Origin of the sequence: Pseudomonas salomonii, assembly GCF_900107155.1 — a bacterium.
Taxonomy (GTDB): Bacteria; Pseudomonadota; Gammaproteobacteria; order Pseudomonadales; family Pseudomonadaceae; genus Aquipseudomonas; species Aquipseudomonas salomonii.
The window spans coordinates 51,779-64,227 of record NZ_FNOX01000020.1 but is presented as its reverse complement, the minus strand read 5'-3'; the positions used below and the strand labels follow the sequence as shown (position 1 = coordinate 64,227).

The 12,449-nt window shown below is 59.3% G+C and carries 8 protein-coding genes; 2 read left to right on the top strand and 6 right to left on the bottom strand.

Annotated features, from left to right (window positions below; all coding sequences use genetic code 11):
* Window positions 1-153: 153 nt before the first annotated feature.
* Window positions 154-795, bottom strand: coding sequence for an FMN-dependent NADH-azoreductase (locus BLV67_RS30515; protein WP_069785723.1), 642 nt, complete (start codon window positions 793-795; stop codon window positions 154-156).
* Between the two features lie 95 nt (window positions 796-890).
* On the opposite strand from BLV67_RS30515, the gene BLV67_RS30510 reads away from it, so the two are divergent.
* Window positions 891-1,745 (top strand): LysR family transcriptional regulator, encoded by an 855-nt coding sequence (locus BLV67_RS30510; RefSeq protein WP_058421483.1) that lies wholly within the window; start codon window positions 891-893, stop codon window positions 1,743-1,745.
* Between the two features lie 3 nt (window positions 1,746-1,748).
* On the opposite strand, the gene poxB is transcribed toward BLV67_RS30510, so the two are convergent.
* From poxB to BLV67_RS30495, 3 genes are all read right to left on the bottom strand, one after another.
* On the bottom strand, window positions 1,749-3,473 hold the full coding sequence (gene poxB, locus BLV67_RS30505; protein WP_069785724.1) for a ubiquinone-dependent pyruvate dehydrogenase: 1,725 nt from the start codon (window positions 3,471-3,473) through the stop codon (window positions 1,749-1,751).
* Between the two features lie 162 nt (window positions 3,474-3,635).
* The gene (locus BLV67_RS30500; RefSeq protein WP_069785725.1) at window positions 3,636-4,130 is read right to left on the bottom strand and encodes a DUF934 domain-containing protein; all 495 of its coding nucleotides are present in this window, start codon (window positions 4,128-4,130) and stop codon (window positions 3,636-3,638) included.
* On the bottom strand, window positions 4,114-5,772 hold the full coding sequence (locus BLV67_RS30495) for a nitrite/sulfite reductase (RefSeq protein ID WP_017136919.1): 1,659 nt from the start codon (window positions 5,770-5,772) through the stop codon (window positions 4,114-4,116). The genes BLV67_RS30500 and BLV67_RS30495 overlap by 17 nt, the downstream gene beginning before the upstream one ends.
* 422 nt (window positions 5,773-6,194) lie before the next feature.
* On the opposite strand from BLV67_RS30495, the gene BLV67_RS30490 reads away from it, so the two are divergent.
* The gene (locus BLV67_RS30490; protein ID WP_069785726.1) at window positions 6,195-7,262 is read left to right on the top strand and encodes an ABC transporter substrate-binding protein; all 1,068 of its coding nucleotides are present in this window, start codon (window positions 6,195-6,197) and stop codon (window positions 7,260-7,262) included.
* Here the strand turns inward: BLV67_RS30490 and BLV67_RS30485 are convergent.
* Window positions 7,259-7,477: a DUF2970 domain-containing protein gene (locus tag BLV67_RS30485; RefSeq protein WP_065911407.1), complete on the bottom strand. Its 219-nt coding sequence runs from the start codon at window positions 7,475-7,477 to the stop codon at window positions 7,259-7,261. The two genes, BLV67_RS30490 and BLV67_RS30485, sit on opposite strands and share 4 nt — an antisense overlap.
* Before the next feature lie 63 nt (window positions 7,478-7,540).
* Entirely contained in the window at window positions 7,541-12,397 is a 4,857-nt protein-coding gene (locus BLV67_RS30480) for a dermonecrotic toxin domain-containing protein (protein ID WP_069785727.1), read from the bottom strand.
* Window positions 12,398-12,449: the final 52 nt, after the last annotated feature.

The window sequence follows — 12,449 nt, the reverse complement described above, 5'->3', positions numbered from 1 at the left end:
TTTTTCGAACCGCTCTAGAACCTTTTCCCACATCGTTTCGTCATCCTGACTGAAGTTTTGGGGGATTTTAAACCAAGACCTTGAAAGGCATGGCTGTAAGAGCGAAACCATAAGCCGCCGTTACCTAAATAACGGATATACACTCAGCAGACCCTAACCCCCAACCAACCCCAATCGGTCAGCAAGCTTCAGCGCCACCCCCGCACTTTCAAGGCGCGACACCAGATCCACCTCCGCCCCCAAAATAGTTTTTTCCACATAAAGCGAGTGCACATCGGTCACCCCGATAAACCCCAGCCAAGCCTCCATATAGGGCTTCTGAAAGTCCATCGCCTGCGCGCCAGGCGCCGAAAAATCCATCCCCCGCGCATACACATTCACCGCGATTTTGTTGTGCAGCAAGCCCCGCACCCCATGCTCCGGGCTGAACTCAAACAGCACGTCCTTCTGCGACACCACGTCGATAAAGTGCTTGAGCTTGTAGGGGATCGCGAAATTCCACAACGGCACCGAGAACACCAGCACATCTGCCTGATGCAGGTGAGCCGCCAGCGCTTTGAGGGTGGTCCAGGCCGCGCTTTGCTCATCGCTTAATGGCGTACCCGCAATGCCCGCGTATTTGGCGTCCATCACCGGCCCGGCAAACTCCGGCAAGTCCAGCGCCCATAAATCCAGGGTCACTACTTGAGTATCCGGGGCGTTCTGCTGGTAGCGGGCGATAAACTGGCGAGCGATTTCCAGCGACGCGGAGCGCTGTTTGCGCGGCGAACATTCGATGTGCAGAAGTGTGGTCATGGTGGGGCCTCGGGAAAGTTGACCAGAGCATTGCAACATAATGCTGATTGGAATATAAATTGTGTTTCCATAGCCTATTGATCACCAATCAGAATATGTTCGACGCCTTGTTGCTCAAAACCTTCGTCGCTGTGGTCGATGAGGGCGGTTTCAGCCGCGCCGCAGAGCGCCTGCACCTGACGCAATCGGCCGTCAGCGGGCATTTGCGCCGTCTGGAAGAGCAGGTGGGCAAACCCTTGCTCACCCGCACCACGCGCTCACAGCAATTGACGCCCGATGGTGAACGGCTGATGGCCTATGCCCGTGGCATCCTCGCCCTGAACCGCGACGCCTGGGCCGAGCTGACGCGTTCGGCGTTTGAAGGAAACCTGCGCGTAGGTGTGTCGGAAGAGTTCGCGGACGCGCGCCTGTTGCGTGAGCTGCAAAACGTCGCGGCGCAATACCCTGGCATGCATATCAGCGTGCAGGTGGGCATTCCCGGTTCGTTGCTGAGTTTGATGAAGCAGGGTGAGCTGGATGTGGTGGTCGGCTCGTTGTGCGAATCCAGTGAGCCAGGTTTGGCGCTGTGGCGTGAGCCATTAGTCTGGGCTTGGTCCGGGCAGCCGCTGGTGGCCTTGCCGAACCCGTTGCCACTGGCCTTGTTCCCTGAGCCATGCCCGTACCGCGAGGCGGCGCTGACCCGTCTGGCCCAGGCCGGCATCGCCCAGCGCAGCGCCATGCAGTGCAGCAGTTACGCTGCGCTGCATGCCGCCGCGTTGGCCGGGTTTGCGATTGCACCCATGGCGCAGAGCCAAGTCGGGCCGGGCTTGACGGTACTCGGCGCCGAACACGGTTTACCCGCGTTGCCGGATGCCGAATTCCGCCTGTTCAGCGCGCCCGAGGCGGACCCGCGCCTGGTTGAGATAATCACCCAGGTGGTGGTCCGCTACGGCGCTGTGCGTCGCCACTGACGCTCAGCGCAACCAGTTGGTGCGCGCCAGTTCGATCACTTCATCGCCACGCCCGCTCATCACCGCCTTGAGCATGTACAGGCTGAAACCCTTGGCCTGTTCCAGCTTGATGGTCGGCGGCATCACCAATTCCTGGGTAGCGGTGACCACGTCCACCAGCACCGGGCCGTCATGGGCCAGGGCGCGGCGCAAGGCCGGTTCCAGGTCTTCGGACTGTTCCACGCGAATGCCGAGGATGCCCATGGCATTGGACATGGCGGCAAAATCCGGGTTTTTCAGCTCGGTGCCGGTGTCCAGGTAGCCGGCGGCCTTCATCTCCATGGCGACAAACCCGAGTGACGAGTTATCAAACACGATGACCTTCACCGGCAATTTCAATTGCGCCAGCGAGATGAAGTCGCCCATCAACATGGCGAAGCCGCCGTCGCCGGACATCGAGATCACCTGGCGCCCGGGGAACGCGGCCTGCGCGCCGATGGCCTGGGGCATGGCATTGGCCATCGAACCGTGGTTGAACGAGCCGATCAGGCGACGTTTGCCGTTCATCTTCAAATACCGCGCCGCCCACACGGTGGGCGAGCCGACGTCGGCGGTGAAGATCGCATCGTCGTCGGCCAGCTCACTGAGCAAGCGCGCCACGTACTGCGGGTGAATCGGTCGGTCGGCCTTCGATGGCTGCGCCAGGTCATCCAGACCTTGGCGGGCTTTCTCATAGTGCTTGAGCGAGGTGTCGAGGAAGCTGCGGTCGGTCTTGCGCGTCAGGCGTGGCAACAGTGCGTCGATGGTCTCGCTCACATCGGCGGCGATGCCCAGGTCCAGGGTGGCGCGACGGCCCAGCGCCTGCGGGTTGCGGTCGACCTGAATGATCTTGGCATCGGTCGGGTAGAACTGGCGATAGGGGAAGTCGGTGCCGAGCATGATCAGCGTGTCGCAGTTGAGCATCGCGTGGTAACCGGAGCTGAAGCCGATCAGGCCGGTCATGCCCACATCAAACGGGTTGTCCCACTCCACATGCTCCTTGCCGCGCAAGGCATGCACCACTGGCGCGCCCAGGGCATCGGCCAGGGCTACCACCTGGTCGTGGGCGCCGGCGCAGCCGCTGCCGCACAACAGGGTGACTTTCTCGCTGCCGTGCAGGATTTCGCTGAGGCGCTGCAGGTCTTGTTCCGCCGGCAAGGTGCGCGGCGCGTGCAGGGCCGGCCAGGGTTTGAGTTTGTCTTCCACTTCGAGCAGCGAGATATCGCCTGGGATCACCACCACCGCCACGCCGCGATTGAGGATCGCCGAACGCATGGCGCGGTGCAGCACCTGGGGCATCTGCGCCGGGTTGGTGACCAGCTCGATAAAGTGGCTGCACTCTTTGAACAGTTCCTGCGGATGGGTTTCCTGAAAGTAGTTCAGACCGATCTCGGAGGAGGGGATTTGCGCGGCGATGGCCAGCACCGGCACATGGTTGCGATGGCAGTCGAACAGGCCATTGATCAAATGCAGGTTACCCGGCCCGCAGCTGCCGGCACACACCGTCAACTCGCCGGTGGCAGCGGCCTCGGCGCCGGCGGCGAAGGCGGCCACTTCTTCGTGGCGCACGTGCATCCACTCGATGCTGTCCATGGTGCGCAGGGCGTCGGTCAGGCCATTGAGGCTGTCGCCGGTCAGGCCCCAGATGCGCTTGATGCCCGCCTGTTCAAGGGTGGTCGCCAACTGCTGGGCCAGGTTGATTTTCGCCATGAAGAACTCCAATCGTCAGTGAGGTTAAAGGCTGCTGATCAGTAGAGGACAGTTCGAACACGACGGATGTTCACCCTTAAATGTGAAGATTGCGTCATGGGGCCGACTAAACGCCGCCCATAAAAAAACCCTGGCAAGCCAGGGTTTTTCACAGCAGCAGGCTCAGCGGCGACGGAACAGCGGCAACGGTTCATCCGTGGCAGCCTGGTAGGTCACCGAAAAGTCCTTGAGGCTTTCCAGCGCTTCATACGGGTCTTTGTCGGCGCGCAAGGCGAAGGCATCGAACCCGCAACGGCGCAGGTAGAACAGCTGGTCGCGCAGCACATCGCCAATCGCGCGCAATTCGCCCTTGTAACCATAACGGTCACGCAGCAGGCGCGCGTTGGAGTAGTTGCGCCCGTCAGTGAAGGCCGGGAAGTTCAGGGCGATGACCTGGAAGTGCTGCACGTCGTCGCCGATCTCTTCGGCTTCCTCGTCGGCGTCCAGCCACACACCCAGGCCGCCGTCGCGGGCCTTGAGGGCGTGTGCGTGTTCGCGCCACAGGCCCAGCGGCACAATCAGGTCGTCGCAGTTGGAAATGCCGTCGAAGCTCGCGTCCTTGGGCAGCAGGTGCCAGGTTTCGTCGAGGACTTCGTTGTTCTTAATGATTCGCTGCATAGACGCGCTCCTTGAACAGGTCGATGCCGATGCGCTGGTAGGTGTCGATGAAACGCTCATCTTCGGTGCGCTGTTCGATGTACACGTCGATCAGTTTGCCGATCACCTCGGGCATGGCTTCCTGGGCGAAGGACGGGCCGAGGATCTTGCCCAGGCTCGCATCGCGGCTGGCGCTGCCACCCAGGGACACTTGGTAGAATTCTTCGCCTTTCTTGTCCACGCCCAGGATGCCGATGTGGCCGACGTGGTGGTGACCACAGGCGTTCATGCAACCGGAGATGTTCAGGTCCAGCTCGCCGATGTCGAACAGGTAGTCCAGGTCGTCGAAACGGCGCTGGATCGATTCGGCTATCGGGATCGACTTGGCGTTGGCCAGGGAGCAGAAATCGCCGCCCGGGCAGCAGATGATGTCGGTCAGCAGGCCGATGTTCGGCGTGGCAAAACCGCCTTCGCGCAGCTCGCCCCACAGGGTGAACAGTTGGCTCTGCTCGACGTCCGCGAGGATGATGTTCTGCTCGTGGGAGGTGCGCAGTTGGCCGAAGCTGTAGCGCTCGGCCAGGTCGGCGACGGCGTCCAGCTGCTTGTCGGTGATATCGCCCGGGGCAACGCCGGTAGGTTTGAGCGACAGGGTCACGGCCACATAGCCCGGTTTTTTGTGCGCCAGGGTGTTGCGCGTGCGCCAACGGGCAAAGCCTGGGTGCTGCTGGTCGAGGGCCGCCAGTTCGGCGTCCTGATTGCTCAGGGCCTTGTACTCAGGGTCGACGAAGTGCTTGGCCACACGGTGGACTTCGGCTTCGGTCAGGGTGGTCTGGCCGCCGCGCAGGTGTTCCATCTCGGCGTCGACCTTCTGGGCAAATACCTCAGGGGTCAGCGCCTTGACCAGGATCTTGATCCGGGCCTTGTACTTGTTGTCACGACGGCCATAGCGGTTATAAACCCGCAGGATGGCGTCGAGGTAGCTCAACAGGTCCTGCCAGGGCAGGAACTCATTGATGAAGGCGCCGACCACCGGCGTACGGCCGAGGCCGCCACCCACCAGCACACGGAAGCCCAACTCGCCGGCGGCGTTGTGCACCGGCTCAAGGCCAATATCGTGCACTTCGATCGCTGCGCGGTCCGAAGTCGAGCCATTGATGGCGATCTTGAACTTGCGCGGCAGGTAGGCGAATTCCGGGTGGAAGGTGGTCCACTGGCGCACGATTTCGCACCACGGGCGTGGGTCGATCAGCTCGTCAGCGGCAACGCCGGCGAATTGGTCGGTGGTCACGTTGCGCAGGCAGTTACCGCTGGTCTGAATCGCGTGCATCTGCACGGTCGCCAGCTCAGCGAGGATGTCCGGCACGTCTTCCAGCGCCGGCCAGTTGAACTGAACGTTCTGGCGGGTACTGATGTGGGCGTAGCCTTTGTCGAAGTCGCGGGCAATCTTGGCCATCATGCGCGTCTGGCGCGAGGTCAGTTGGCCATAAGGCACGGCAACCCGCAGCATCGGCGCAAAGCGCTGAACATAAAGGCCATTTTGCAGGCGCAGAGGGCGGAACTCTTCTTCGCTCAGTTCACCTGCTAGGTAGCGTCGGGTCTGATCACGGAACTGCTTGACGCGGTCCTCGATGATGCGCTGATCGTATTCGTCGTATACGTACATATAGGTCCTGTTCTCGGCAAATCTGCGCGCACGGCCGCGCACTCCCAACGGAGCCGGCGCACGATACCAGTTTGCGTTTATGCGCAAAAGTGATGTTTGAGTATATGTAAATAACCAAATTGACTAATGAGAACCGTTATCGCGATACCCACATTTGTCATGCGGGCAATCATCAACTTTACTGTGCTCGTGTCTTCGTGCAATCACCTATAAAACCGACAAGAGGCGATGCGATGAGCAACTCCACCAAAGCCCGTAAACCCGACAGTACCGTTGATGCCTGGGCCATTCTGTTTCTGATAATCCTGGTGGTTGGAACCGCCGTGTTCTGGGTTAGCCACCAATAAAGAAGGTTGATTGAACCTCGATTGACTGTCGCATTGCCACTATGATGGCGATCAATATTCGAGGCACAAACAACCATGTTGAAGGTTCTGATTGCGTGTGTGGGGTTGCTGGGGTCGGTCTATGGGGCGATGGCCCAGGCGACGTCAGTGGTGTTTCTCAACCCGGGCGCGTCCACGGAAACCTTTTGGGTCAGCTACGCGCAATTCATGCAGGCCGCCGCCAAGGACCTCGGCCTGGATTTGCGTGTGCGTTATTCCGAGCGCAACGCGGATAACACGCTGGCTCATGCCCGTGAGGCGCTGCAAGGCGGCGAGCGGCCCGATTACCTGGTGCTGGTGAATGAGCAATACGTCGCCCCGCAGATTCTGCGCATGGCCCAGGGCACTGGGGTCAGGTTGCTGATGGTCAATAATGCGCTCACCGCCGACCAGATGCAGTTGCTCGATGCGCATAAAGACGCGCAGTGGATCGGCAGCCTGGTGGCCGACGACGAGCAAGCCGGTTATCTGATGCTCACTGATCTTGTGCGCCAACATGGCCCGATAGCCCCAGGCGAGTCGCTCGGCCTGCTGGCGTTTTCCGGCGCCAAAAATACCCCGGCCGCGCAACTGCGCGAACAAGGCTTGCGCCGGGCCCTGGCCGAGCACCCCGAAGTGCGCCTGCGCCAATTGGTCTATGGTGAGTGGAACCGTCAACGCGCCTTTGAACAAGGCACGCAGATGTTCAAGCGTTACCCACAGACAGCGCTGGTATGGTCAGCCAATGACGAGATGGCGCTGGGGGCAATGCAGGCCTTGCAAGACAGCGGGCGGGTGCCGGGCAAGGACGTTCTGTTCAGCGCGGTCAACAGCTCGCCCGAGATCCTGCAGGCGCTTCTTGGGGGGCGGCTGACCACTCTGGTTGCAGGTCACTTCACCTTGGGCGGTTGGGCCATGGTGCTGATCCATGATGATGCCCGGGGGCTCGACATCAGCGCCTATGGCGGGCGTGATCGCCAGCAGGCGCTGTTCCAGCTCATCGACAGCGCGCAGGCCCGCCGCTTGTCAGGGCCGACAACGGCGGTGGATTTCCGTGCGCTGTCGGCCGTGGGCAAGCCCGCGTCCTATCGCTACCCGTTCAGCCTGCAACTGCTGCTGCGTTAGGCGCCGGCCAGGTGCAGCACCAGCTTGACGATGCCAAACAGGGTCAGGGCAAACACTGCCGTGAACAGAATACCCAGGATCACAAAGTGGCTGGGCTTGCCGTGGGTGAAATCGCGGGCGCGGTTCTTGCCGCTTTGCACGCCGAAAGCCGCCGCCATCACGCTGTGCAGCATCTGCCAGAAGGTCGGCGGCTTGTTATCGATTGGATCGTCCATACAGCCCTCGTCAGCCGGATTATCCTACTGAGCATAGACAATCTGGCCGCCCGACCTGGAACTTCACTCAGGTATCAGTACCTCCAGCTTGAGAAACAACTCTTGGTCAAGTGGTGGCCAGATTTTAGCGGTCTCGTAGATGACTAACGCGCGGTTGCTCGAGCGTGCCTTCTCGATCAGTTGAGCACGGGTGAAACGCCGATCCTCTTTGGTCTTGAGGTGGCCGAAAGGCGATTGCGAGGGCGGCGTATCGACGGCTGGGTAGTGGAAGTGGGCGTACCACAACACGGTCTCTTCGAACGTTGCTCCTGCTTTGATTTTGCTCCGGTCACGAATCACGTACTCGGTGAGGAAGTCACCGGCCGCCAGTGGAATACGACTGCCCAGCAGATTGATATCGACAAAGCCATGCTTCCATAAATAGGCGACTTTATCGGCTTTGGGCCGCTGTAGTTTGTAACCCTCGGCGCAGGCTATGCGGGCCGCTGTTGTGGCGTCTCCGGCCTTGGCCTGGTATTCATCGATCAACACGATGGCACCGGTATTGGCACTGTGGTCGCGTTTGAGTTCTGTGGCGAGGGCTTCGAATTTTTCCGCGTGTTGGCTCAACATAACGTCCCATTCGTAAGGACTCAGGCTTTCCACTCGGCTGGGCTCTCGAAGCCCTCTCTGTTGGAAGAGAATGCTCGCATCAATACCGGCCCGCTGGCCGTCGAGGGTCTGTGCATCCGCCTTTATCCTCTTCAATGATCGAGCCGCAGGCGCGGGAGCCTTTGCTTTCGGACCGTCGGGATCGACAATTTTCCAGACGTTTTCACTGGCATGTTCATGGTAAGTGGCGAAGATCTCATTGGTGAACGGGTCCTTGATGTCGACGTAATTACCTGAAGCGTCAGCCGTCCTCGGGCGCATGTCGCCCACCAGGCTCTTCTTGTCGACGGTTTTGATCACCCTCCGGTTGCTTGGTTTTTGCCGTTTGGTTTTATCCTGCGCAGGTTGAGGGGTAATCTTTTCTTCAATCAGGATCAGGTTCGCAAGCCGTGCTTCAACATCGGCGCGGGCCTCGCTGAGCTGTTCCAGGAACGGCGCGCTATAGTCCTCTTGAATGAGCGGGGAACCCATTTCAATTAACGAGCTGACGGCACTTCCCAGCTGTTCATATTGCTGAAGTAAGTTCTTGAATACGTCCATTTGCTCTGAGGTGGAGTAGCCGGTAGTCGTCTGTATTTCCGTATGCGTGTTAATACTGGCGTAGAGTTGGCGATCCGTGAGCACGTCGAGGAAAGGGCGCTGTTCCGGTTTATCGGTATCCAGTGCACGATTCACTAGCAGTTCAATAAACGCTAACAAAATGTTTTGCTTTATCCGGAATGAGGATATGGGTTGACTAGGGTTGAAGTCTCTCAACAGTTTTTCATGCAGTGCCGCGCCCGCTTGCTTAAGTGTGGCTTCGTATTTTTCTGTGGCATCGAGGGCTTCTTTAAGCGCTTCTAATCGTTGCGTGGCGCCACGGATGAACGCCTTGTAGCCGTCCGTGACCTTGTCCGGCAGTTCTCTGTTCATACGATTGAGCAATTCAAGAAGGCTTTCGCCGCGCGGGGTTTGCAGCGTCAGTGAGATTTTTTTATGCAGGTAGCCATAGGTAAATAGCCAATGCTGGTAAATGTTAGTTATGACGTTATTTCGTAAATCGGTGTATTCCTTTTCTACCCTGTCCACTGCTATCAGTTCGTCAACTTTGGCCACCGACGCTTCCAGTGCGTTTATAAAGGGCTGTGTATTTTCTTGATAGTTTTCGAATGCAAGGCCCCATGCGCTTTTGGCGTGCAGTGTCGAGGCTTGCCTTTGTTCATGCCGCTCAGCGATTCTGGGGCGTAATGCGGGGAGTAATTCGGGGTTGCTGAGTAATTCCCAATCTTTCCTCAAGGCGAGCAGCCGCTCGTCAAGTTGAGCCCCACTGCGCACGACGGCTTCGTTGAACGGTTGGGCATGTTTTGCCAGGACCTGCGCTTCTTGATTGAGGATGGCCAGCTCCGAGCTGAGCTCGGCGATGCGTTGGGTCTTATGCGCTCGCAGTGCGCTGAGGCCGGTCCTGCGCATGCCCCCCTCCAGCCTGGCATGTCGGTCCAACCGCCAATGCCCCTGGCCGTCGGTGACCAGCCTGAAGCCTGGATGCAACGGATGCTGCGGATCAATCAGATAGACGTCGCCGAAACCGGGCACCACGCTCACCTGAAACAGCAGCCCGCCAACGCTGGCATGCCATTTTTCCTCAATCCAATAGAGCCCTTTGAGAACACCCGTGGGCAGTGGGGATGGTGGTGGGTCGGGCCAAGGCACCTTCACTTCCAACAGTGCCTTGAGCAATTTTGCGCTGGCTTGAGGGCTGGCAATCGAGCGGCTGAAGTCCAGCGTGGTATGGCCTGTCGCCGGCGGCTCGCCGGGAAATGCCACTGAGCCGATGCGGACCTCTGCGATAGGTTGCTGGTGGGCCAGGCCCACGGCGCGACGCCAGGCTCGCAATGGTAGGGTGTGCTCCGCTGCGCTCGGTTCCGACAGCGGTTGGTGTGACCTGTTGGTGGGTGTCGCCGTGTGCAGCAACACCATCGCGGTGTTGAGCAACAGATCAATCAGCGCCAACTCACGAGTGGTTGGGTCTTCACTGTCCAGGCCGGCCAAATCCTGCTCCAGGCTGCTGACCAGCACCATGAACCACCCCACCAGCATGGCCGGCCCCTGTACCAAGGGCAGCAACAGGGTATTGAACAGCAGCCAGGCACCTTCCATCATAACGGCCCAGCGGCTTTCGCTGTTGGATACCGACTCGCGATCCGCCAGGTCAACCAGTGCCCTTGCAGTACTGCCGAATAGATGGCTGAGCAGCTGTCCATTGATTTGCGACTGCATCCATTCGCCAGCGCCCTCATCGATGGCCAGGGTGGCAGGGCTTGGTTTTTCAGGGGGGGTGAACTCGTCTCCAGGCAAGAAATGAACGATGTGAGGTTCCTTGATTCCGCCGTGGTCATAGATGGGGCGGGCCTTGTCGGTTAGCCACGTCAGTATGCTGTCTTGCAGTTCGCCGGGTGTGACCAGCGCATCCAGCAGGGCTTGGCGGGTCGAAAATTCATGTAGGGCCTCGTCATACAGCGGCCGATACAGCAAGTGCGGGCCGACGCTGGCGTCACGCGGTTCAATGATAAATACATTGTTGACTTCATCGGGCCTGGCCCCGGGTTTACGACACAGGGCCAGAGGGCGCAGGACGATCTCCTGTTCGTCGACGACTCTGTCCGTTGGCATCTCACCCATCAATGCCTTCACATACCGGTAGCCTGTGACAGTAACGCCGTTAAGTTGCCGGATCTTGCACTCCAGCGCCAGCATCGGCAGCTTGACCTTGAGTTCGCGGGTGAACAACGTCTCGCGTTGCCGGGCGTCATCCGTGTCGGACAACAGTAGATCCTTGATTTTTTGCGGGTAGGTGGTACCGATGTCGACGCGCTGGATCAGGCCGGTTCTGCCTAAGAGATACTCTTCGTTCAACCATGCGGGCAACGGCGTGGCGCCTTTGGAAGATAGCTTCAACACGCCAGAGGGTTTACCGGCCAGGTTCTTCAGGGCCAGTTCTGTCAACGACATACGCACGTGCTCGATTATACCGGCAGTGCCTGGAAGCCCGGCCGCCACGGTGAAGTCCAGCACCACTTCATCGGGGTCGAAATCTTCATGATCGGCCTGCATCTGCTTGCGCAGCGCTTCACGGCTGAAGCGGTGGATGCTTTCAATGCCCTGATCGAATGATCGGCCTTGGTTTTGTCGCAGCACCCGCGCCATGTCCTGAAGGTGGCGGTGGTGGGCAAAGCTGTCAGTGGCTGTGGCTTGCTTGAACCATTCAGGCAGGTGGTCACTGACTTTTTGCATGAGCGGGGCTGCGGGTGTCGGGATGTTGGTAAAAAGCAGCGCCGGATCGGTGATTTTGTCCAAGCGTCGCTCAAGGGTTTTCTCGTCTTGCCCCTCAAACACAAGCGTCGCCAAGTCTTCAAGTTGTTGATTGAGGATCAAGCCGGCTTGCTGTTCGAACACATTGCCGTCTGGTTCATTGCGCCTCCAGGTCATGCTGTCGAACTGGTACTGGTCCTGCATCCGCGTGCCCCAGGCCTGACCGAAGGCATCAATGGAGTCAAACGCCTCGATAACGCCGGCGACGCTGTACAGCAACACTTGTTTTTCACGGACCAGCAGCAGGTGCGGCGTCAGCAAGCGCACTTGCTTATCGGCGGTGGTGAAAGTGTTTTCAATGAAATAGGTGTAGGTAGGGGGCGAAGAATGGGGCAGACGCTCGAGTAATACCGGCCAGGCGGCGACGACAGTCAGCATATCCCGCTGGGTGTCGTTCAGGCTTGATTGGCCCGCTGCCGCTGCGGTCATTTGACCGTTGAGAAAGGTGCCCAGCCATTGCCAGCGGCTGTTGCCGTGGCTGTCAATAACGCTCCAGTAGTCGGCCAGGTCGTACTGAAAATAGAGGTACAGCGATGAGCGCAGTTCGTCGATGATTTGCGCGATGACTTTCATGTCGATGAGCGCGGGCGGCACAGGTTTCAGAATCTTGGGGATTTGCTGCGTCAGGTAATAGGGCAGTTCGCGTTTTGAGTGAAGGTCCAGCGATTGCGGGTTCAGGACATGCGCGAGGGTGACTTCCATCAACGATCGGTAGGTGTAGTGGCCGGTGGAGGTCGGAATGGCTAGTTGCACGTCGAGCAGGTTTAGCTCAAGGGTAGGGTAGCGCTCCAGGATGAGGTTGCGCAGTGCGTTGAACACGACGGAATACAACACCGGGCGGGTGGCGAAATGTGCATGAACGGCTTTGGCGGGTAATTGGCTCAGCGCCATGGGTAATGCAGGAGCAGTTGGGTCGGGCATGACGAAATCCTTTTTCTGTGTGAAACCGGTGTTTTTCAGGCTGCCGGCTCAG